At 66.6% G+C, this 21,027-nt stretch carries 17 protein-coding genes; 8 read left to right on the top strand and 9 right to left on the bottom strand.

Going from position 1 to position 21,027, the window contains the following annotated elements; translation table 11 throughout:
- The first annotated feature begins 8 nt into the window (after positions 1-8).
- Positions 9-1,373 carry a nucleoside recognition domain-containing protein gene (locus tag CK620_RS00735; protein WP_095548704.1) on the top strand — a complete coding sequence of 455 codons (1,365 nt, stop codon included), beginning with the start codon at positions 9-11 and terminating at the stop codon, positions 1,371-1,373.
- 611 nt (positions 1,374-1,984) lie between these two features.
- On the top strand, positions 1,985-4,144 hold the full coding sequence (locus tag CK620_RS00740) for a TonB-dependent receptor domain-containing protein (protein ID WP_179290532.1): 2,160 nt from the start codon (positions 1,985-1,987) through the stop codon (positions 4,142-4,144).
- Between the two features lie 84 nt (positions 4,145-4,228).
- Here the strand turns inward: CK620_RS00740 and CK620_RS00745 are convergent, their stop codons facing one another.
- Positions 4,229-5,824, bottom strand: coding sequence for a bifunctional aminoglycoside phosphotransferase/ATP-binding protein (locus CK620_RS00745; protein ID WP_143325849.1), 1,596 nt, complete (start codon positions 5,822-5,824; stop codon positions 4,229-4,231).
- Positions 5,825-6,004: 180 nt separating this feature from the next.
- Here CK620_RS00745 and CK620_RS00750 point away from each other — a divergent pair, with 180 nt between their 5' ends.
- Entirely contained in the window at positions 6,005-7,183 is a 1,179-nt protein-coding gene (locus tag CK620_RS00750) for an aminotransferase-like domain-containing protein (protein ID WP_095548707.1), read from the top strand.
- Between the two features lie 115 nt (positions 7,184-7,298).
- The gene (locus tag CK620_RS00755) at positions 7,299-8,363 is read left to right on the top strand and encodes a CobD/CbiB family protein (RefSeq protein WP_095548708.1); all 1,065 of its coding nucleotides are present in this window, start codon (positions 7,299-7,301) and stop codon (positions 8,361-8,363) included.
- A 40-nt stretch (positions 8,364-8,403) separates the two neighbouring features.
- Here CK620_RS00755 and fabA read toward each other — a convergent pair whose 3' ends face one another.
- From fabA to CK620_RS00795, 8 genes are all read right to left on the bottom strand, one after another.
- Positions 8,404-8,913, bottom strand: a complete 510-nt coding sequence (fabA, locus tag CK620_RS00760) for a bifunctional 3-hydroxydecanoyl-ACP dehydratase/trans-2-decenoyl-ACP isomerase (RefSeq protein ID WP_095542863.1) — start codon at positions 8,911-8,913, stop codon at positions 8,404-8,406.
- Positions 8,914-9,006: 93 nt separating this feature from the next.
- Positions 9,007-9,534, bottom strand: coding sequence for a 2-amino-4-hydroxy-6-hydroxymethyldihydropteridine diphosphokinase (gene folK / locus CK620_RS00765; protein WP_095548709.1), 528 nt, complete (start codon positions 9,532-9,534; stop codon positions 9,007-9,009).
- Positions 9,527-11,254 (bottom strand): polynucleotide adenylyltransferase PcnB, encoded by a 1,728-nt coding sequence (pcnB, locus tag CK620_RS00770; protein ID WP_095548710.1) that lies wholly within the window; start codon positions 11,252-11,254, stop codon positions 9,527-9,529. The genes folK and pcnB overlap by 8 nt, the downstream gene beginning before the upstream one ends.
- Positions 11,255-11,282: 28 nt before the next feature.
- Entirely contained in the window at positions 11,283-12,014 is a 732-nt protein-coding gene (locus CK620_RS00775) for an HAD family hydrolase (protein ID WP_095548711.1), read from the bottom strand.
- Positions 12,015-12,311: 297 nt separating this feature from the next.
- On the bottom strand, positions 12,312-12,626 hold the full coding sequence (gene grxD, locus CK620_RS00780; RefSeq protein WP_095548712.1) for a Grx4 family monothiol glutaredoxin: 315 nt from the start codon (positions 12,624-12,626) through the stop codon (positions 12,312-12,314).
- Between the two features lie 297 nt (positions 12,627-12,923).
- The gene (locus CK620_RS00785) at positions 12,924-13,907 is read right to left on the bottom strand and encodes an RluA family pseudouridine synthase (RefSeq protein ID WP_095548713.1); all 984 of its coding nucleotides are present in this window, start codon (positions 13,905-13,907) and stop codon (positions 12,924-12,926) included.
- Positions 13,897-14,154, bottom strand: coding sequence for a Txe/YoeB family addiction module toxin (locus tag CK620_RS00790; protein WP_095548714.1), 258 nt, complete (start codon positions 14,152-14,154; stop codon positions 13,897-13,899). The genes CK620_RS00785 and CK620_RS00790 overlap by 11 nt, the downstream gene beginning before the upstream one ends.
- Positions 14,151-14,405 carry a type II toxin-antitoxin system Phd/YefM family antitoxin gene (locus tag CK620_RS00795; protein WP_095549062.1) on the bottom strand — a complete coding sequence of 85 codons (255 nt, stop codon included), beginning with the start codon at positions 14,403-14,405 and terminating at the stop codon, positions 14,151-14,153. Before CK620_RS00795 ends, CK620_RS00790 begins: the two co-directional genes overlap by 4 nt.
- Before the next feature lie 715 nt (positions 14,406-15,120).
- Between CK620_RS00795 and CK620_RS00800 the strand changes: the two genes are divergently transcribed.
- From CK620_RS00800 to cysE, 4 genes are all read left to right on the top strand, one after another.
- Positions 15,121-18,165 (top strand): ribonuclease E/G, encoded by a 3,045-nt coding sequence (locus tag CK620_RS00800; protein ID WP_095548715.1) that lies wholly within the window; start codon positions 15,121-15,123, stop codon positions 18,163-18,165.
- A gap of 18 nt (positions 18,166-18,183) precedes the next feature.
- Positions 18,184-18,978 carry a peroxide stress protein YaaA gene (gene yaaA, locus CK620_RS00805; RefSeq protein ID WP_095548716.1) on the top strand — a complete coding sequence of 265 codons (795 nt, stop codon included), beginning with the start codon at positions 18,184-18,186 and terminating at the stop codon, positions 18,976-18,978.
- 192 nt (positions 18,979-19,170) lie between these two features.
- The gene (locus CK620_RS00810; RefSeq protein WP_095548717.1) at positions 19,171-20,091 is read left to right on the top strand and encodes a 2OG-Fe(II) oxygenase; all 921 of its coding nucleotides are present in this window, start codon (positions 19,171-19,173) and stop codon (positions 20,089-20,091) included.
- Between the two features lie 58 nt (positions 20,092-20,149).
- A complete protein-coding gene (cysE, locus tag CK620_RS00815; protein ID WP_095548718.1) occupies positions 20,150-20,923 on the top strand; it encodes a serine O-acetyltransferase in 774 nt (257 codons plus the stop codon).
- The last annotated feature ends 104 nt before the right edge of the window (positions 20,924-21,027 follow it).

The following is a 21,027-nucleotide window of genomic DNA, read 5'->3' on the forward strand; positions in this document are numbered from 1 at the left end:
GATTTGCCATGAATCTTGTGTTTCTTGCGCTGGTCGTGGTGGCCTTTGCCACAGCCGCCTGGCGTCAATGGCACTGGCAGCCGCCGGTGCAGGCGCCCGGCGCGGCGGCTGAAGGTGTGGCTGCACAGGGGGCGCACGCCGCGCAGGCCGCCAGCAGCCCGATGGAGCAGCTCTCGGCTGGCATGATCTCCTCGGCCAGCGGCGCGATCGAGCTGGCCATCGGCCTGGTGGGCGTGATGGCCTTGTTCCTCGGGCTGATGAAGGTGGCCGAGGAAGGCGGCATGCTGGTGGTGCTGGCCAAGCTGATCCGGCCCTTGCTGGTGCGGCTGTTCCCGCAGGTGCCGGCCAACCATCCGGCCATGGGCGCGATGGTGCTGAACATGTCGGCCAATGCGCTGGGCCTGGGCAATGCCGCCACGCCCTTTGGCATCCGCGCCATGCAGGCGCTCGATGCGCTCAACCCGCGCCCGGGAACGGCCACCAATGCCATGGTGATGTTCCTGGCCATCAACACCTCCAGCGTGACGCTGCTGCCGGCCAAGGTCATCGCCATCCGCGCGGCTTCGGGCTCGATGGATCCGGCCGGGGTGCTGCCCACGACGCTGTTTGCCACGGCCGCCTCCACGCTGGCGGCCATTGCCGCGGTCTGGTGCTTGCAGCGCTTCTTCCCGGTTGGGCAGGCCACGCCGCAGGAGATGGCCATGCAGCGACCCTGGGTGAGCGAGCCGGCAGGCGGCGAGGACGACAGCGCCCTGGCGCAGCAGCAGGCCTACCCACTGTGGGTCAGCCTGCTGGCGCTGGTGGCCATTGCGCTGGCCATCCCTGCCAGCATCGTCTGGGGCAAGCGCATCGCGCCCTGGATTGTGCCGGGCATGATGGTGGGTTTTTTGCTGTTTGGCTGGCTGCGCGGGGTGCGCATCTACGAAGCCTTCGTCGAGGGCGCCAAGGGCGGCTTCGAGGTGGCGCTGCGCATCATGCCTTACCTGGTGGCCATTCTGGTGGCGGTGGGCATGCTGCGCAGCAGTGGCGCGCTGGATGTGCTGGTGGGCGCGCTGGCGGTGTTCACCGCGCCGCTGGGCCTGCCGGCCGAGGCCTTGCCCATGGCCTTGTTGCGCCCGCTGTCGGGCTCGGGCGCCTATAGCGTGATGACGGCCACGCTGACCGATCCGGCCATTGGGCCGGACAGCTATGTGGGCTATCTGGTCTCCACCATCATGGGTTCGTCCGAAACCACCTTTTATGTGCTGGCCGTGTACTTTGGCGCGGTGCAGGTACGGCGCATTCGCCATGCACTGGCGGCGGCGCTGCTGGCCGATGTGGTGGCCGTCATGGCCGCGGTGGCCATTTGCAGCTATTTGTTTGCTGGCCGCTGAGGGCTTGTCTTCAAGCGCGCCCAACCCAAGGGGTAGCCTTGCTGCGTTTGCGCCAGCTGGTTGTTGGTTGCTGGGTGCAAACAGCATCTTGTTCGCCAGCGTCGAGAGATTTGCACGGCTCTGGCGCTGAGAGATAGAGGATCTTGGAGCAGTGGCGCGCTGCAAGAAATCAAAAAATGAAAAGAATTCTTACTTTGCAAATAAGAGTTATTTATAATTGAGAGACTAGATTGACAATCTGCGGAAGCAGTCGCCCGATCCTATTGGGCCAAGCGTGTCTTGCTCAGCCGAGGCCAGACCGGCCTGACACGCGCTTTACACAGATGCCATCCTAGGGCTTGTTGAGATTGAGTGTTGCGGCGGTGTTTTCGGTCGAAAAACCGCAACTGCTGTGTTGAAAACGCTTGCAAGCTGCCCAGGCCTTGTGCGCGTTTGCGCCTTGCATTTGCGACTTTGGCCTCGAAAAACCGCTTTGCAAACCCAATCTCAACAACCCTGGCCCCTTCGATAGGGGGCGGATGCCAAAAACCCCTCGATGCGTGTTTCGTCAAGGCCCAGTCGCGCCGCTTTGTGCGCAGCTGGGCCTGTTGTTGTATCCCAGAGGAGTTTTTATGCCATTTGCCCGCAAGCCCATTGCCTTGTTGGTCGCGCACATCTGCTGCGGCTGCGCTTTTGCCCAAACAGGAGGCGCAGTCGCGGCGGCACAGGCCGATCAGTTGCCGACCGTGACCGTCAGCGCCCAGCCGCAGCCGCAGACCACGGTGATCGGCCAGGAGCAGCTCGAGAAAGAGCCGCCCAGAAACATCCGTGGCGTGTTCGACAACACGCCGGGTGTGGATTTTTCCACCATGACCGGTGTGCTGGGCGACATTGAAATCCGCGGCATGGGCGGCATTGGCGATGGCCTGGGTGTGGGCAGCGACCGCGTGACTGTGGAGCTCGACGGCATGGACATCACGCAGAGCTTTTCCTTCGGCCACAGCATGCACTATGGCCGTCAGCTCTTTGATCCGGCAGACCTCAAGCAGGTCAACGTGCACAAGGGCCCGGGGGCCAATGGCCTGGCCGGCAGCGTGCAGTTCCGCACCAAGGATCCGGCCGATTACCTGCGCCCTGGCCAGCGCCTGGGCGGCGATGTGCGCGCCGGCTACAGCGGCGACACCCGCGACATTGCCGCCGGCTTCAGCCTGGCGGCGTTGATCGACGAGCGCCAGAGCGCCTCGCTGAGCTATACGCGCCGTTCGTACCAGGAGCTGGACAACAAGGGCGGGCTGGACATCGACGGCCCCCAGCGCACCAAGAGCCTGCCGGTGGATGGGCGCAGCCACTCGCTCAATGGCAAATGGGTGTTGCAACCCAATCGCGACCACAAGCTCACGCTTAACGCCCAGTACTACGGCGCCCACAGCGACATCGACCGGCGCAATGCGCTGGGCACCAGCACCTCCAGCCGCGGCAGCACCACCACGCACAGCGCCACGGAAGAGCGCAAAAACACCCGCAGCGCCCTGTCGCTCAGCCATGACCTGAACGCCGCCAACGCGCTGTTCGATGGCATGAGCTGGCAGCTGTCCATGCAAAGAACGCGCGGCCAGAACCTGGGCATCACCGACCGCACCGGCACGACCGGCGCGCGCACGCTGACCACGGACAAGAACTATTTCAAGACCAGCTCTTACACCTTCAAGGCCGATTTCGACAAGGCCATCGCGCCCGCAGGCGCCAGCCTGCGCCAGGACTGGAGCTATGGCTTCAAGCTGCAGCGCAGCGAGGCCGAGCTGGATCTGGTGCGCACAGTGGGCAGCCGCATCAGCAACCCTACGTACTTCCCGCGCAACCAGCAGTGGCAGGCCAGCGTGCACGTCGCCAACCGCCTGGGCCTGGGCGAGAGCGGCGTGAGCCTGACGCCCTCGGCCAAGGTCTCGCACATCCGCATCGATCCATCGTTCGATGCCGGTGTCACGCCTGTGGAGGGCACGCGCAAGTACAGCAAGACCGCTGTGGGCGGCGGCCTGCTGTTGGACTGGAAGCTCAATGACAACCACCTGCTGTCGGCCAGCTTCAACCGCAGCACCCGACTGCCGGGCTACGGTGAGAGCAATGGCCAAAGCTATGGCCACTGGCCCTCGCGCCCCAACCCCAATCTGAAGCCGGAAACAGCCACGGGCGTGGAGTTGGCCTGGAGCAGCTTTGGCGCGCTGGGGCGGCAAAAGGCCACGGTGTTCCACAACGCCTATAGCAACATGATCGAGGTCGATTGCGGCGACTATGGCCACGATGCCGTCTGCACGGTCTTCAACGAGCCGGGGCGCACCAAAGTCCATGGCTTCGAGTGGGAAGGCAGCCTGAACCTGGGCGCGCTGGGCGCGGCCCATGGCCTGCACCTGGATGGCGCGCTGGCTTATTCCAAGGGCAAGCAAGACGATGGCAAGCCGCTGCTGCGCGTCAACCCGTTGCATGGCCACGTGGGCTTGCGCTATGCCGAACCCGGCGATCGCTGGGGCGGGCAGTTGCGCGTGAAATGGTCGGCAGCGAAGAAAAAGGCCGATCTGCCCAGCAGCCGCTACGCCTCGCTGCCCGGCTACGGTGTTGTGGACCTGACCGCTTACTACAAGCCCACGGCCAACCTCACCCTCAGCGGCGGCATCTACAACATCGGCGACAAGCGTTACGCACTGTGGAATCGCGCGCGCGGCATCACCAAGCCCGACTTTTCCAGCTACACCGAGGCTGGCCGCTACGTTGGCGTGAACCTGCGCTATCAGTTCTGATCGCTCATACCGGACACGCACGGCAAAAAAACAGCCCATGGCGCAGCACAGGCCATGGGCTGTTTTTTTGCGGCCTTGCCGGCTTCAGCGCGGCGTTTGCAGTTGCGCGGCCAGTGCCGCGCGCCAATGCGGCGCGCTGGTGTCGATGCGGCGCACGAAGGGCAGCTCCTCCTCGCCCCATGGCTGCTGCCCCTGCAGCTGCTGGGCCACCAGCTCGGGCGTGGCTTCGGAAGGATCCTGCGCGGCGCTGCGGCGCTGGGCGATGCGCTGGCGCAGCGTCTGGGCCGGGGCCTCGCAGGCGAGGATGGCAAATGGCAGTTGCAGGCGTTGGGCCAGCGCGCGCAAGGCATCGCGCTGCTCGCATCGCAAAAAGGCCGCATCGACCACCACCGGCCAGCCCGCCTGCAGCGCCACTTCGGCCAGCTCGCCCAGGCGGGCAAAGGTGCGCTGCGTGGCCTCGGGCGTGTAAATGTTCAGGCCCTGGGCATGCGAGTTGGCCAGGGCATCCAGGCCGAACAGGCGCTTGCGCTCCACGTCCGAGCGGATGCGGATGGCGCCCAGCTGCTCCATGCAGGCCGCGGCCACGGTGGACTTGCCCGAGCCCGAGGCGCCGCAGGTGATGAACAGCGCCGGCGCGGGCGCGGCCTGGCACCACTGCTGGGCGCAGTGCGCGTACTGCTGCCCGGCCGGTGGCGCATCGGCCCCGGTCGCCCCGGCCGCCGGCGGGGAGATTTGCGCCACCATGGCGCGCACCAGCGCGCGGTAGACCTCGTAAAAGCGCCAGGTTTGCAGCGCGGCAAAGTCGCCGCTGTGCTGCAGCCAGCCGTCCATCACATGGGCCGCCAGGTCGCTGCGGCCGTGGGCGTGCAAATCCATGCTGAGAAAGGCCATGTCGTTGGCCACGTCGATCCAGCGCATCGCGGGCTGGAACTCGATGCAGTCAAAGGGCAGGATGGCGTCGCCCAGCAGCACCAGGTTGCCCAGGTGCAGATCGCCATGGCCTTCGCGCACGAAGCCGCCGGCGCGCCTGGCCTGCCAGATGGGGCGCAGCGCCGCGCACTGCCGCTCCAGCCAGGCTTGCCACTGCGGCACCAGCTCGGCAAAGGCGCTGCGCTGCAGTGGCGTGAATAGCGCGCGCACATCGGCCTCGATGCGCTCGGCGCTGCCGTACTCGGTCTGCGGCACTGCCGCGCCAGCCCCTTGGGCATGAAAGCGCGCCAGCCGCTGGCCCAGCTGGTGCAGCGCAGCGGGCGGGGGCGCTGCGCCGGCGTCGAAGCGGGTGCGCAGCAGCGCGTCATCGGCAAAGCGCCGCATGCGCACGGCCCACTCGGCTGCGGGCTGGTCGGGCGCAGGGGGATCGAAGTCCAGCAGGCCCTGGGCATTGCGCCACAGCGGCTGCACGTCCAGGTACAGCTGCGGAGCCAGGCGCTGGTTCAGGCGCAGCTCCTCATCGCAGAAATGGCGGCGCTGCGCCAGCGTGCTGAAGTCGGCAAAGGGCAGGCGCACTGGCTTTTTGATCTTCCAGGCCTGCTCATGGCCCAGCAGCAGCCAGGAGATGTGGGTTTGCAGCAGCTGGGCATGGCGCTGGCCGCGTGCCTGCAAACATTGGCGCAGGGCTTGCAGATCGGCGGCGTCGGCGCCGCGTTCGGGCGTGTGGAGGGCGGTGGGCGGCAGGGACATGGTGTTCAAGAGCCTGGTCAAACGCTTGGCACGAGGATTTTGAGGACAGGCTCTGAGAGCGGGAAAGAATGGCAAAGCAGCCGCTATGATGCCGCGTCTTGCCCCGCCCATGCCGCATGTTCGCCACCCAAAATGCGCTCGGCAGAAGCGCCCCCTGCTGTTCATCGAGAGCCAAGCCCCATGGAATTTGCCCAGCGCCTGAGCCAGGTCGAGACATCGGCCATCCGTGAAATCTTCAAACTGCTGGGTCGCCCCGGCATCATCAGCTTTGCCGGCGGCTTTCCCGATGCGGCGCTGTTCGATGCCCAAGGCATGGAGCTGGCTGCCCAGCGCGCCTTGCGCGAGCATGCCGCGCTGGCCTTGCAGTACGGCCCGACCGAGGGCCATCAGCCGCTGCGTGAGCAGATCGCCGCCCAGCTGCAAGGGCAGGGCGCGCAGGTGCAGGCCCAGGAGCTGATCGTCACCACCGGCAGCCAGCAGGCGCTGGATCTGTTGGGCAAGACCATGATTTCCCCGGGCGATACGGTGCTGGTGGAAGGGCCGACCTTTCTGGCCACCATCCAGTGCTTCAGGCTGTATGGCGCGCAGGTGGTGTCGGTGCCCATCGACCAGCAGGGCGTGCAGGTCGATCGGCTGGAGCAGGCCATCGTGCAGCACCGGCCGCGACTGGTGTACCTGATCCCCACCTTCGGCAACCCTAGCGGCGCGCTGCTGGGCCTGCAGCGGCGCAAGCGCATTCTGGAGCTGGCTGCGCGCCACCAGGTGCTGGTGGTCGAGGACAACCCCTACGGCGAGCTGTACTTCGATGCCCCGCCGCCGCCGACCCTGCTGGCGTTGAGCGAGCAGGTGCCCGGCAGCCGCGATTGGCTGGCCTATTGCGGCAGCTTCTCCAAAGTGCTTTCGCCTGGGCTGCGTCTGGGCTGGCTGGTGGCGCCGCCGGCGCTGCTGGCCCAGGCCGTGATGTGCAAGCAGTTCAGCGACGCCAACAGCAGCATGCTGGCGCAGGTCACGGCCAGCGAATATCTGGCCAGCGGCCGCCTGCAGCCGGCGCTGCAGAACGTGCAGCGCGTCTATGCCGGCCGCGCTGCGCTGATGATGCAATGCCTGCAAGAACAGTTGGGCGATGCGCTGCATTACACCCCGCCGCAAGGCGGCATGTTCATCTGGGCCCGGCTGACAGCGCCGGGCGCGCAGGCGGCGCCGTTCGTGCAGCGTGGCATCGAGCAGGGCGTGGCCGTGGTGCCCGGCGCGCCGTTCTACGCCACCGACCCCGACCCAGCCGCATTCCGCATGAGCTATGCCACGGTGCCCGATGACCGCATCGTTGAAGGGGTGCGCCGCTTGGCGCAAGCGCTGTGAGCCGCAGTCCTCGCGCTGAGCGCCAAAGCGCATGGCCAGGCCGTACCGGCAGGCCTTCGGCCCTGGCCTGCGCGCGGTCTGCTCTGATTGCCTTGGCCGACGATCGGGTAGCAGCATGAGCGTGCTGGCCTTGTTCGTTGCACTGCTGCTTGAGCAGCTGCGCCCGTTGCATGCCCGCCAGCGTTGGCACGGGGCATTGCAAGCGCTGCGCTGGCGCTTGCAGTACGCGCTGGATGCGGGCACGCCCGGCCAGGCCTGGGTGTTGTGGGCTTTGGCCGTATGCCTGCCGGCTGTGATCGTCTGGCTGATATTCGCGTTGCTGCAGGCGGGCCTGGGGCGCTTTGCGGCCTTTCTCTGGTCGGTGTTTGTGCTCTATGCCGTGCTGCGCTTTCGCGCTTTTGGGCCATATTTCACGCAGGTGCGCAACGCCATCAACACCGGCGATCGCCAGGCCGCCGCCCAGGCCCTGGAGCGCTGGCGCCATGCGCTGGAGGGTGGCTGGGCCCAAGGCCATGCACAGGGCGATGAGGGCGATGGGCTGAGAGAGCATGCGCAGCCCGACACGGTGCCTGCACAGGACGATGGCCCGGCCGCGCTGCTGGCTGCCAGCGTGACCTATTCCGTGCAGCACATGCATCACTACGTGTTTGGGGTGTTTGCCGCCTATTTGCTGCTGGCCTTTCTCGGGCTGGGGCCGATGGGGGCCGTATTGTTTTGCCTGGCGCAGGCTGCGCATGGCCTGTGGTGGCGCGCAGCAGGGCGGCACGATGACCCGCACGGCGCCAGCATGGCCCTGGCGCGCGTGGCGCGGCAGGGCTGGCAATGGGTCAATTGGCTGCCAGCGCGCATCACGGCCGGTATGTTCGCTGCCGTGGGGCGCTACGACGAAGCCATCAGCGCCTGGCGCGCCTGCACGGCGCGCCGCCCAGGCGATGGCGATGCGTTGGTGCTGGCGGCAGGCAGTGCAGCGCTGGGCTTGCCAGGGCGTAGCGTGCAATGGATCCTGGCGTGGCCGCATTGGCAAGGGCGCACGCCCTCGCGCATTCTGGATGGGGCAGAGCAGGGCAGCGACGAGCTGGTGGCCGGCCTGCTGCACAGGCTGGCCTCGCTGATGTGGCGCACGCTGGTGCTGTGGGTGCTGCTCTGGCTGGTGATCGGGCTGATCGGCGCGGTGCTGTAGACCGCCCGGGCCGCTGCGCAAAAGGCTTGGGGAGCGGTTTTCAGGCCTTGGCTTCGGCCTCGAACAAGCCTACGCGCAGATCATTGGCGGTGTAGATCTCCTGGCCGTCGGCCAGCAGGCGAGCGTCGCCGATGGCCATGTTGAGCTTGCGGCGGATAACGCGCTTGATGTCGATTTCGTAGGTCACCAGCTTCACGTCGGGCTTGACCTCGCCGGTGAATTTGACTTCGCCAGCGCCCAGGGCGCGGCCTTTGCCGGGCAGGCGCAGCCAGGTGAGGTAGAAGCCGATGAGTTGCCACATGGCATCCAGGCCCAGGCAGCCGGGCATGACAGGATCGTCCTTGAAGTGGCAGGCGAAGAACCAGAGCTCGGGCTTGACGTCCAGCTCGGCCACGATGCGGCCCAGGCCATGGGCGCCGCCTTCGTCGTCGATGTGGGTGATGCGGTCGAACATCAGCATGGGCGGCAACGGCAGCTTGCCGCTGTTGGGGCCAAACAGGCGCCCTTCGCCAGACGCGATCAATTGCTCGTAGGTAAAGGATTCAACCATGTGCGTGCGAGAAGGCCAAAAGGCCGCAAGTATATCGCTGGCATTGTGTGGCATTGCGCGGGCGCACCCGTGCAGCGCCTTTGCGAGAGGCGCTCATGGCCGCTGCCAGGGCGCCCATTGCTGAGCCGCAGGCAGGCGCTGCAGTGGTTGCTGCTGCGCCAGTTGCGCGCGGGTGGCGGCTTCTCCAGCCAACACAGGGTCGATGTCGGCCAGCGGCAACAGCACGAAGGCGCGCTGATACATGCGCGGGTGCGGCAGGCTCAGTTGCGGGCCATCCATCTGCATGGGCACGCCAGCCGGATCGTGGTAGCGCAGCAGATCCAGGTCCAGGGTGCGCGGGGCGTTGCGGTAAGGGCGCTGGCGGCCGGCGGCCTGTTCGATGCTCTGCAGGGCGTGCAGCAACGCCAGCGGCGCCAGCTCGGTGGCCAGGCGGGCCACGGCATTGAGGTAGTCAGGGCCGTCGGCATCGACTGGGCTGGATCGGTACAGCGGCGAGACGGCTTCCAGCCGGGTGCCGGGCAGCTGCGCCAGTGCGTCGCGCGCCGCGTGCAAGGTGGCCAGCGGCTCGCCCAAGTTGGCACCCAGTCCGACCCAGGCGCGGCTGGTGGGTTGCTCAGCCATGGCCTGCGTCGCAGGAGGGCGTCTGGGCCGCGCCTGGGCCGGAGGCATCGGCTGGGGCGGCCGCTGCGTTGCCAGAGGATTTCCTGCGCCGGCGGCGACGCTTGGCGCTGCTGCTGGATGCGGGCTGGGCCGGCTCCGTATGTTCTTGCCGCTCTGCGTCTTCAGGAAGGGTGCTCTCGATCAGGGCCAAGGCGGCGGCGTCGTTTTGCTGCGCTGCGCTGCGCTGGCGTGATTTCTTGGTCTTGCGACCGCTCTCACCAGCCTGTTTGGTCTGTTGGTTGCGCTGGCGCTCTTGCTCGAGCATGTCGGCGCGGGTGGCATCGTCGGCCAGGCTGAATTCCTCCCACCACGGGGCCCAGTCTTGTGCGGCTTCGCCTGCACGACCGCGCAGGCGAAGAAAGTCCAGCCCGGCGCGAAAGCGCGGCTGCTGCACCAGGCTGTAGGGGCCTTTGCCGCTGCGGCGCGCAAAGCGCGGCTGCATGGTCCAGATTTCGCGGATGTCGGCGCCGAGCTTGCCGCGCCCGGAGACATCGCCGACGCGGCGCTCGAACACTTCGCTGATGGCGTGCGACAGCGCCGGGCTGGGGTGCTGGCCGCGCTGCTGCTCGCGTTCCCAGGCCTGCTGCACGTCGTCCCACAGCACGCAGGCCAGCAGGAAGCTGGGCGCAACCGGCTTGCCTTCTTCGACGCGCCGATCGGTATCGCGCAGCGCCAGCTCGACCAACGGCCAGTCGGCGCGCTCGACGATCAGATCCAGCAGCGGGTAAATGCCCTTGGCCAGCCCCAGCGCGCGCAGTTGCGCCACGGAGGCCATGGCATGGCCGGTTTGCAGCAGCTTGAGCATTTCGTCAAACAGGCGGCTGGGCGGGATGTCCTGCAGCAACGGGCGCAAAGCGGCGATGGGCTGGGCGGTTTTGCTGCCCAGGGTGAAGCCCAGCGCGTCGAGCTTGGCGGCAAAGCGGATGGCCCGGATCATGCGCACCGGGTCTTCGCGGTAGCGCGCTTCGGGGTCACCGATCATGCGGATGGTGCGCCTGCGTGCATCGTCGATGCCATGGTGGTAATCAACCACGATCTGCGAGCGCGGGTCGTAGTACATGGCGTTGATGCTGAAGTCGCGCCGCGCTGCATCTTCCTGCTGGCTGCCCCAGACGTTGTCGCGCAGCACGCGGCCGCTGGCATCGACGGCATGTTGCACTCCCGCCAGCGCCTGGCGGCTGGTTTTTTCATTGCCGCTGATGCGGTCGGCGGCCTGGTTGTCCAGATAGGCGCGGAAGGTGGTGACTTCGATCACCTCGTGCTCGCGCCCCCGGCCGAACACCACGTGCACGATGCGAAAGCGCCGCCCGATGATGAAGGCGCGGCGAAACAGGCTTTTGACCTGCTCGGGCGTGGCGTTGGTGGCCACGTCGAAATCCTTGGGGCGCAGGCCCAGCAGCAGGTCGCGCACTGCGCCGCCGACGATGTAGGCCTCGAAGCCCTTGCTTTGAAGCGTATCGACCACTTCCAGCGCGCGCCGGTCCACCAGGGAGGGATCGATGCCGTGTTCGCTGGCGGGCACTTCATGGCGCTTGCCGAAAATCTTGCGCTGGGCGCTGGCGGTACCGGCGGCATTGGCGCGGCCGCTGCGCGCACTGGCCTCGGGGGCTTGGCCGGCCTGGGCAGCCGGGCGCTGGCGCGGGCGCTTGGCCAGCAGCTTTTCGATGAATTGCTTGATCATGAGGGCAGGGTGCTGGCAGGGGCGCAGCTCATGCGGGGGCGAATAGATCCATGATGGCCCAGCCGCGCTGCTGCGCGTGCTGGCGCAGCATGGGGTCGGGGTTGACGGCCACGGGCACGTCCACCTGCTCGAGCAGGGGCAGATCGTTGCGCGAATCACTGTAGAAAGTGGTGTGCACCTGTGACCAGGCCCAGCCGCGCTGCTGCAACCACTGCGCCACGCGCGTGACCTTGCCCTCGCGCATGCTGGGCACGCCGGCAATTTGGCCGTTGTACCAGCCGCTGTGCGCATCGCGCTCGAGCTCCACGGCCAGCAGGTGTGAACGGGGCACGCCCAGGGCCAGTGCAATGGGCTCGGTGACGAAGATGTTGGTGGCGGTGACGATCAGCACCTCGTCGCCGGCATCGCGATGGCGCTGCAGCAGCGCCTGCGCCGGCGGCAGAATGGCTGGGGCAATGACCTCGGCCATGAAGCGCTGGCGCGCGGCCAGGCTGGCATCGGGGCCCAGGCGGCAGATGGCCTCGGTGGCAAAGCGGATGTACTGCGCCAGATCCAGAGTGCCGGCGCGGTATTGCTCGAAAAACTCGGCATTGCGCTGCGCAAATGCCTGACCCTCGACCAGCCCTTGGCGCACGCTGAACTGGCCCCACTCGTAGTCGGAGTCCAGCGGCAGCAGGGTGTGGTCCAGGTCGAACAGCGCCAGGCGAACCCGGGTGTCAGCGGCAGGGGGTGAGGCGGTGGTGGTGGCGTGGCTTGGCATCAGGCAATGGAGCAGGCTACGTGTGCGGCGTGGCGCATGCGGCCTCTGAGCGCTTGGCGCTGGGGCAAAGGCGGCGATTTTCGCACGAACCGCAGCCCGGCCTCTGGCTGCGGTAGGGCTGTGCCGGCCCTGCTGCTTGTTGAGATTGAGTGTTGCGGCGGTGTTTTCGGTCAAAAACCGGCAACTGCTGCGCTGGAAACACTTGCAAGGAGTCTGGGCTTGCGCTCTAGCCTTGCGTCTGCGGTTTTTGCCTCGAAAAACCGCTTCGCAAACCAAACTTCAACAGTTCCTGGCGCTTCAGGCCAGCAGCTTTTGCAGCTCGCCCGACTCGTACATCTCCATCATGATGTCAGAGCCGCCAATGAATTCGCCCTTGACGTAGAGCTGCGGGATAGTGGGCCACTGGCTGTAGTCCTTGATGCCCTGGCGGATTTCCGGGTCTTCGAGCACGTTGACGGCCATCAGCGACTTCAAATCCACGCCGCAGGCCTTGAGGATTTGCGTGGCGCGGCCGGAGAAGCCGCACATGGGGAAGCTGGCCGTGCCTTTCATGAAGAGCACTACGGGGTGGGACTTGACCAGTTGGTCGATGCGTTGCTGAACGTCGCTCATGGGTGAATGTCCTGTTGGTTTTGTTGTTTGAGATGCGCTGCAAAGCCCGCGATTGTGACAAATTTGCGCTTGCCCTGCAGTTGGGGCCTGTGCATGGGCGGCTCAGAACCTATTCAAAATCTCAGTGCGAGTGGGCAAGAAGCGGTTTGGGATGGGCTGCAAGGCGCCACCTTGCGCATGTCACGCAGTCATAGCTGGGGCTATGGCGAGGCTTTGCAACGCGGCAGACCGCCCAAATCCGCTTGGTTGCACACCGCGCAGAGATTTTGAACAGGTTCTCAGGCCAAGGGGCATCGCTTACGGCGTCAACGCAGCCGGCAGCCGCAGGTCTGCGCCTGGGGGGCTTTCGAGTGCGATTGGTGCGCCGCTGTGCGGGTGCGTGAAACGCAGTCGCCAGGCATGCAGGTACATGCGCGCCAGCCCTTGTTTGGCCAGGCGGCGGTTCCAGTCAAAGTCGCCGTACTTGTCGTCGCCAGCAATGGGGTGGCCGCTGCTGGCGGTGTGCACGCGGATCTGGTGGGTGCGGCCGGTCTTGATCGTCACTTCCAGCAAGCTGGTGGCTGGCAGGCCGGCTTGCGACACGGCCTCGTGGCGCTGGCGCACGCGCACCAGCGACAGCGCGCGCTGGCCATCGGGGTCTTCGGCGTTGGTGGGGCGCACGCGACGCTCGCCGTCGGGCAGCAGGTATTTGTGCAGCGGCGTGTCCACCACTTTCAGACGCTCGGGCCAGTGGCCCTTGACCAGCGCCAGGTAGGTTTTGCCGGTGCTGCGGGCGCGGAATTGGTCCTGCAGGTGTGTCAGGGCGCTGCGCCGCTTGGCGATCAGCAAAATGCCGCTGGTTTCGCGGTCCAGCCGGTGCACCAGCTCCAGGTAGCGCGCTTGCGGCCTGGCGGCGCGCAGCTGCTCGATGACGCCAAAGCTCACGCCGCTGCCGCCATGCACGGCCACGCCAGCGGGCTTGTCGATGGCCAGCAGCCAGTCGTCCTCATGCAGCACGCTGAACTGTCGCGCGGGCGCCGGGGCGCTGGGCGCAGCGCCCCCACCAGTGCCTGCGCTCTGGGCGCTGCGCACGGGCGGGATGCGCACCACATCGCCGGCGTTCAGGCGGGTCTCGGCTTGGGCGCGCCCCTTGTTGATGCGCACCTGGCCGCTGCGAATCAGCCGGTAGATGTGCGTCTTGGGCACGCCCTTGACGGTGCGAAAGAGGAAGTTGTCCAGCCGCTGGCCGGCGCTTTCCTCGTCCACGGCCAGCTGGCGCACGGTTGGGGCTTCAGTCGTCATAGTGGCCCCGGCACTGTGCGATCACCAGCTCTTCGCCTTCCATCCGGTAGACCACGCGGTGCTCGTCCGTGATGCGGCGCGACCAGAAGCCCGAGAGCTCGTTTTTCAGCGCTTCGGGCTTGCCGATGCCGCCGAAGGGGTCGCGCTGGATGTCGCGGATGAGCCGGTTGAGCTTGCCCAGCACCTGGCGGTCGTGCTGTTGCCACCAGAGGTAGTCGTCCCAGGCGGCGTCTTCGAAGGAAATCATTCGTCGATCAGCTCGCGCTGGGTCAGGTTGCGCCGGTTGCGGATGTTCTCCACCGACTTCAGCAGCCGGGGGCCGTTCTTGCCGCGCAGCAAGAACAGGGTTTCCTTCCACGACTCGAACTCGCGCAGGCTCATCAGCACGGCGGCCTCGCCCTTTTGGCGCGTGATGACGGTGAAATCGCAGTCGTTGACCACCCGGTCCAGGTGCTTGGCCAGGTTGTTGCGGGCTTCAGAATAGGTGATGGCTTGCATGGCTTTTGCCTCCTGCACATGAAAGAGCTGCAATTGTACAAAAAATTGTTCAATCTTGCGGCCCTGTTGCACCATGCCCGTGCCCCTATAATGCGCCCACCTGAGCCCGAGCGGAGCCAAGAGCTTGTATTGCCTTGGTGATTTTTTGACGCGAAAACGGTTGTATCTGCCCTTGTGGCTCAGGCCGGTCGATGCCCTTGGGGCCGGTTGGGGTTGCCGAAGAACCATCTACCCAGACTCTGGCCCCGCCCTTTTCGGCGCGACGCGATAGAACACTGAATACGGAATCACTCCGGCTGGCCGGCATAGCACACGCTAGTGACAGCGTGCACTGCTGGCGAGCTGGATTCGAGCGAGCAAGCACACCATGTTGATGGCCTTGGCAAACCTGCTTTGGCACTGGCTGCGGCCAGCGGCCCCGGTGCCTTTGGGCTGGACAGCGCTCGCCACCCATCAGCCGCTGCTGGCAATGCGCTGGCCTGCAAACAGGCTCGGCGGCGCCCTCGCAGTCATGCAAGCCCCTTTGCCTGTGCCGCGCTGCTGAAGCGCCTATGCGCGTTCAGCAGCCCTGGGCCGCCATTGACGCGCGGCCGTTGGGGCGCAGGGGCCACAGGCCGCCACGGCGGCGTTTCCGTTGTGTCATCGCGAAGCCCGGATACAGGCATCGGGCGCCCCGCTGGGGCATGGATTGCTTTGACACAAAGGAACACGCATCATGAAACGGATGCTCATCAATGCCACGCAGGCCGAGGAACGCCGCCTGGCCATCGTCGACGGGCAGAAATTGCTCGATTACGAAATCGAGATCGAAGGGCGCGAGCAGCGCAAGGGCAACATCTACAAGGCGGTGGTGACCCGCATCGAGCCCAGCCTGGAGGCCTGCTTCGTCGATTACGGTGAGGAGCGCCACGGTTTTCTGCCGTTCAAGGAAATCTCCCGCCAGTACTTTGCCGAAGGCGTGGCCGTCAGCCAGGCGCGCATCAACGACGTCATCCGCGAGGGCCAGGAGCTGCTGGTGCAGGTCGAGAAGGAAGAGCGCGGCAACAAAGGCGCGGCGCTGACCACCTTCATCAGCCTGGCCGGGCGCTACGTGGTGCTGATGCCCAACAACCCGCGCGGCGGCGGGGTGTCGCGCCGCATCGAGGGCAGCGAGCGCAGCGAGCTGAAAGAGGCCATGGACCAGCTCGAATACCCCAAGGGCATGTCCATCATCGCGCGCACCGCTGGCATTGGCCGCAGCGCCGAAGAACTGCAATGGGACTTGAACTTCCTGCTCAAGGTTTGGTGCGCCATTGAGGAGGCCGCCGACGGCCTGCGCAAGCCCGAGCTGATCTACCAGGAATCCAGCCTGGTGATCCGCGCCATGCGCGACTACTTCCGCAACGACATCGGTGAAATCCTCATCGACACCGACGACATCTACGAACAAGCGCGCCAATTCATGGGCTACGTCATGCCCGAGAACGCCGCGCGCGTCAAACGCTACCGCGATCCGGCGGCGCTGTTCTCGCGCTTCCAGATCGAGCACCAGATCGAATCGGCCTACGCGCGCACCGTGCAACTGCCCTCGGGCGGCGCCATCGTCATCGACCAGACCGAGGCGCTGGTGGCCATCGACGTGAACTCCGCGCGCGCCATCAAAGGCGGCGACATCGAGGAAACGGCCACCCGCACCAACCTGGAAGCCGCCGACGAAGTGGCGCGCCAGATGCGCCTGCGCGACCTGGGCGGCCTGGTGGTGATCGACTTCATCGACATGGAGGACAGCAAGAACCGCCGCGAAGTCGAAAACCGCCTGCGCGATGCGCTGCGCCAGGACCGCGCGCGCGTGCAGTTTGGCTCCATCAGCAAGTTTGGCCTGCTGGAGATGAGCCGTCAGCGCCTCAAGCCCGCCCTGAGCGAGGGCAGCTCCATTCCCTGCCCGCGCTGCGGCGGCACCGGCCACGTGCGCGACATTGAAAGCTCGGCGCTGCAAATCCTGCGCGTCATCCAGGAAGAATCCATGAAGGACAACACCGCCGCCGTGCACTGCCAGGTGCCGGTGGAGGTCGCCAGCTTCCTGCTCAACGAAAAGCGCACCGAGGTCACCAAGATCGAAATCCAGCAGCGCGTCAACGTGCAAATCGTCGCCAATAAAACGCTGGAAACGCCCAACTACCGGCTGGAGCGCCTGAAGGTGGATGACAGCCGCCTGGACAGCCCCGAAGCCAGCTACAAGCTGGCCGAGGAAATCGAAGACCCGCTGGCCACATCGCGCCGCTCCAAGGAGCCCACCAACCGCCAGACCCCGCTCATCAAGAGCGTGCTGCCCGATGCCCCGCCGCCTGCGGCGACCAAGCCCGAGCCTGTGGCGGAAGCCGCGCCGACGGTTGCGGCAAGCCTGAGCAGCACCTTGGCCGGTTGGGTGGAGCGCCTGAAAACGCTGTTTGGCTTTGGCGCGCCAGCCACCCCCGCCGTGCAGCCCCAGGCCCAGCCTGAAGAAGGCGGCAAGGCCGGTGCTGCACGCAGTGGTGAGCGCCGCCGCAGCGGCGGCGAGCGCAACGAACGCCGCAGCGGCGAACAGCGCAGCCGCAACCAGCGCAGCAGCAATGGCCAGGGCGGGCGTGGCGGCAACGGGCGTCAGGAAGGCGCTGGCGCTGCCGAAGCCCCGCGCCAGGAGCGCAGCGAGCGCCGTGGCGGCGAGCGTGGCGGCCGTGACCGTAGCCAAGAGCGCGCCGAGGCCGCGCGCCAGCCGCAGCGCCAGCGCCGCGAAGCTGCGCCGACCGAGGCCAGCGCCGCGCTGGATGCCGAAAACGGCCAGCGCAGCCGCCGCCAGCCGCGCGCCGAACGCGATCCGGGTGGCGCTCGCGATGAGGAGCAGCGCACTTCCTTGAGCGTTGAAGCTGGCGCCATGACAGCCAGCTTGCCGCTGGCCGATGTCACCGCTTCCGATGCACCAGCTGCGGCGCCGCAGGGCAATACCGCGGCCGAAGGCGTCGAGGCCGATGGCCAAGGCCAAGAGCGCCGCGAACGCCGCCAGCGTGACCGCTATGGCCGCCATCGCCGCCGTCAGGATCGTGACGGCACCTCGGCCGATGCAGATCAGGCTGCGCAAGCGCAGGAGATGGACGAGCAGGCTCAAACAGGCTGGGCCGAGCCGCAGGGCTCGCAAGCGCCGCAGGAGCCAGCGCCGCGCCGCCGCAGCTATTTCGACCGCGCTGCGCAGGACGAAGCCGCGCCGCAGGCCGAGTCTGCGCCGCAGGCTGCTGCAGGTGAAGCAGCCGATGCTGCCCCAGCGGTTTCTATCGAGCCGGCCGCCCCCGTGGCTGCCCTGGCTGTGGAGTCGGCCCAGCCCTTGGCGGTATCCGACGAGCCAGTGCCTCAGCCAGAGCCCCTGCCCGCACCACAGGCAGAATCGCCTCAGCTTGCACAGCCTTCGGCAGAGCCTGCCCCCGCGCCTGCTGCAGAGCAGCAGCCTGCCCCACAGGCCGCTGCGCCAGTTGCAGCGCAGCCCTTTGTGCTCGATGTACAGGCGCTCTCGCACATCGTCACCACGGCTGGACTGGACTGGGTGCATTCGGATGCCGACAAGGTCGCGCGCGCGCAGGCCGAAATGGCCGCCGCCCCCAGGCCCGTACACGTGCCGCGTGAGCGGCCGCCGGTGCCGGTGCTTGACCAGGGCCCGCTGGTGTTGGTCGAGACGCGTCGGGATCTGCGCCAGCAGCAATACCCGTTTGACCCATCTGCACATGGCGTACAGGGCCACGCAGAGCAGCTTTGATACGGGGGAGGCGCTGCCATGCTGTTTCTGCTCTCGCCAGCCAAGTCGCTGGATTACGACAGCCCGGTGGATGCGGCCTTGCCTGCCACCGAGCCGCACTTCATGCCCCGGTCGGAGCAGCTGATGCAGGTGCTGCGCCAGAAGAATGTTGCTCAATTGGCTCAGCTCATGGGCATCAGCGACAAGCTGGCACAGCTGAACGTGCAGCGCAACCAGGCCTGGCAGCTGCAATCCACGCCGCAAAACTCGCGCCAGGCCGTGCTGGCCTTCAATGGCGACGTTTATGAAGGCCTGCAAGCGGCCAGCCTGAGCGCTCAGGATCTGGACTGGGCGCAGCAGCACCTGCTGATCCTCAGCGGCCTGTACGGCGCGCTGCGCCCGCTCGATAGCCTGCAGCCTTATCGGCTTGAAATGGGCACGCGCCTTCCCGTGGGCAGTGCCGAAAACCTTTATCAGTTCTGGGCCGAGCCGCTGGCCGAGTACCTGGCGCAGCGCCTGCAGCAGCAGAAAACGCCGCTGATTGTCAACCTGGCGTCGGGCGAGTATTTCAAGGCCGTCGATCGCCGGCGCCTGAAGGCGCGGGTGGTGGACTGTGTCTTCTATGACGAAAAAGGCGGGCAGTACAAGATCATCAGCTTCCTGGCCAAGCGCGCACGCGGGCTGATGGCGCGATTTGCCATCGAGCAGCGCGCCGAGCACCCCGAGCAGCTGCAGGCCTTTGCCAGCGAAGGCTACGCCTTCGATGCCCAAGCCTCCAGCCTCGATCAGCTGGTGTTTCGCCGTCTGGAGTCGGCCCGTCCAGCCCAGGCATAACACGCTCTAGGCTCGGCACATCGGCCCGCAAGCTGTGTGCGGCTGACGCGATTCCAGCCAGGCCGCGCTGCATCGCGCAGCCGCAGATTGTGAGAACATGCAGGCTTTGCCCTGGCTGCATGTTTTTGACGCCATGCAGCAGCGGCAGACACTGCGCATCGATGTTCAATATTCATAGGGAGGAAGCAGGACATGAGCGAGATCGCCACCACCACCAACCCCCATCTGGCCGCCGTGACGCCGGAGCTGCGCGCCTGGATCGTGGAGCAGGCTCAGGCCGGCGTCTCCGCGCCGCGCGTGTTGCAGGCCATGCTCGATGCAGGCTGGTGTGAAGAGGTAGCTCTGGCGGCCATGGAAGCCGTGCTCTCCGAACACCTGCAGGGCACGGCCGCAGCAGCCGTGCAGCCGCAGGCGCAGGCGCAGGCGCAGGCGCGCAGCGAGAATGTGCCGCCTGCCGTGCCGGTGCCCGATCTGACGCTGCAGCAGCATCCGGCCTTTCTGGATGCAGGCGATCGCCAAGTGCGTGTGGTGATGAACCTGCAGCAGCCGCGTGTGGTGGTCCTCGATGGCGTGCTCGATGCGCACGAATGTCAGCAGCTCATCGAGCTGGCCCAGCCGCGCATGAAGCGCTCGATGACGGTGGATAACAACAGCGGCGGCGACGAGCTCAACGCCGACCGCACCAGCGAGGGCATGTTCTTCGAGCGCGGCGAGCACCCCGTGGTGGCAGCGCTGGAGGCGCGCATCGCCCGTTTGCTGGACTGGCCACTGGAAAACGGCGAGGGCCTGCAGGTGCTGCGCTATGGGCCGGGTGCCGAGTACAAGCCCCATTACGACTACTTCGAGCTGGGCCAGCCCAGCACGGCCACCTTGCTGCGCCGTGGCGGCCAGCGCGTGGCCACCTTTCTCGTCTACCTGAACACGCCGCCCGAGGGCGGGGGCACCACCTTCCCCAATGCCGGGCTGGAAGTCACCGCCCAGCAGGGCATGGCCGTGTTCTTCAGCTACGACAAGCCACACCCCAGCACGCTGTCGCTGCACGGCGGCGCGCCCGTCATCTCAGGTGAGAAATGGGTGGCCACCAAGTGGCTGCGCGAGCGCGAGTTCCATTGACCTATGGCGGTGCCAGAGCCTCGCTCCTGGCCCAAGGCCTATTGCCTGTTTTCAGAGCATGTTGTCCCGTCTGCGAGCCGATATCCGATGCATTCTTGAGCGCGACCCCGCAGCGCGCAACGCCTGGGAGGTCGTGACCTGCTACCCTGGCCTGCACGCCATTTGGCTGCACCGCATTGCGCATTGGTTCTGGCGGCATCGGCTGTACTGGCTGGGGCGGCTGACCTCGCATTTCGGGCGTTGGTGCACCGGCATCGAGATCCATCCCGGCGCGCGCATCGGCCAGGGCGTGTTCATCGACCACGGCATGGGCGTGGTGATTGGCGAAACCGCCGAAATCCACGATGGCGTGACCATCTACCAGGGCGTCACGCTGGGCGGTACCTCGTTGCACAAGGGCAGCAAGCGCCACCCCACCATCGGCGCAGGTGCCGTCATCGGCGCTGGCGCGCAGGTGCTCGGCGGTTTTGAAGTGGGCGCTGGCGCCAAGGTCGGCAGCAATGCCGTAGTCACCAAGCCTGTGCCGGCAGGGGCCACGGCCGTGGGCAATCCGGCGCGTATCATCCAGGCCGACAGCGACCGTCGCCGCGAGGAGGCCTCGGCCCGCATGGGCTTTTCCGCCTACGGCGTCACGCAAAGCGACGACCCCGTCTCCCAGGCGCTGCGCGGCCTGATCGACACCGCCGCACACTACGAAGAGCAAATCGCCCGCCTGTGGCAGGAGATCGAGCGCCTCTCCGGCCAACAGCCCCGGGCCGCAGAGGCCCCGGCAGAGGCTGCGCCGGGCGAAGAATCCGAACTGAAAAAACTGCGCGAGCTGGTGGACGAGTAACGCACCGCGCCTGAGCGCGGTCGCGCTGGCCAAGCGCGCGCTGGTCGCCCGCACACTGCGCTAACATCTTGCGCATTGCCCGCACATGGCCCATGTCGCCCCAG

The organism is Vandammella animalimorsus, from assembly GCF_002285285.1.
Taxonomy (GTDB): Bacteria; Pseudomonadota; Gammaproteobacteria; order Burkholderiales; family Burkholderiaceae_C; genus Lampropedia; species Lampropedia animalimorsus.

Bases quoted from the DNA above. Each gene is read 5' to 3' on its own strand.
- CK620_RS00800 (WP_095548715.1), top strand. From the start codon at position 15,121: ATGAAACGGATGCTCATCAATGCCACGCAGGCCGAGGAACGCCGCCTG.
- CK620_RS00750 (WP_095548707.1), top strand. From the start codon at position 6,005: ATGGAATTTGCCCAGCGCCTGAGCCAGGTCGAGACATCGGCCATCCGT.
- yaaA (WP_095548716.1), top strand. From the start codon at position 18,184: ATGCTGTTTCTGCTCTCGCCAGCCAAGTCGCTGGATTACGACAGCCCG.
- CK620_RS00755 (WP_095548708.1), top strand. From the start codon at position 7,299: ATGAGCGTGCTGGCCTTGTTCGTTGCACTGCTGCTTGAGCAGCTGCGC.
- grxD (WP_095548712.1), bottom strand. From the start codon at position 12,626: ATGAGCGACGTTCAGCAACGCATCGACCAACTGGTCAAGTCCCACCCC.
- CK620_RS00810 (WP_095548717.1), top strand. From the start codon at position 19,171: ATGAGCGAGATCGCCACCACCACCAACCCCCATCTGGCCGCCGTGACG.
- cysE (WP_095548718.1), top strand. From the start codon at position 20,150: ATGTTGTCCCGTCTGCGAGCCGATATCCGATGCATTCTTGAGCGCGAC.
- CK620_RS00785 (WP_095548713.1), bottom strand. From the start codon at position 13,907: ATGACGACTGAAGCCCCAACCGTGCGCCAGCTGGCCGTGGACGAGGAA.
- CK620_RS00745 (WP_143325849.1), bottom strand. From the start codon at position 5,824: ATGTCCCTGCCGCCCACCGCCCTCCACACGCCCGAACGCGGCGCCGAC.
- CK620_RS00795 (WP_095549062.1), bottom strand. From the start codon at position 14,405: ATGCAAGCCATCACCTATTCTGAAGCCCGCAACAACCTGGCCAAGCAC.
- CK620_RS00790 (WP_095548714.1), bottom strand. From the start codon at position 14,154: ATGATTTCCTTCGAAGACGCCGCCTGGGACGACTACCTCTGGTGGCAA.
- folK (WP_095548709.1), bottom strand. From the start codon at position 9,534: ATGGCTGAGCAACCCACCAGCCGCGCCTGGGTCGGACTGGGTGCCAAC.
- CK620_RS00735 (WP_095548704.1), top strand. From the start codon at position 9: ATGAATCTTGTGTTTCTTGCGCTGGTCGTGGTGGCCTTTGCCACAGCC.
- CK620_RS00775 (WP_095548711.1), bottom strand. From the start codon at position 12,014: ATGCCAAGCCACGCCACCACCACCGCCTCACCCCCTGCCGCTGACACC.
- fabA (WP_095542863.1), bottom strand. From the start codon at position 8,913: ATGGTTGAATCCTTTACCTACGAGCAATTGATCGCGTCTGGCGAAGGG.
- pcnB (WP_095548710.1), bottom strand. From the start codon at position 11,254: ATGATCAAGCAATTCATCGAAAAGCTGCTGGCCAAGCGCCCGCGCCAG.
- CK620_RS00740 (WP_179290532.1), top strand. From the start codon at position 1,985: ATGCCATTTGCCCGCAAGCCCATTGCCTTGTTGGTCGCGCACATCTGC.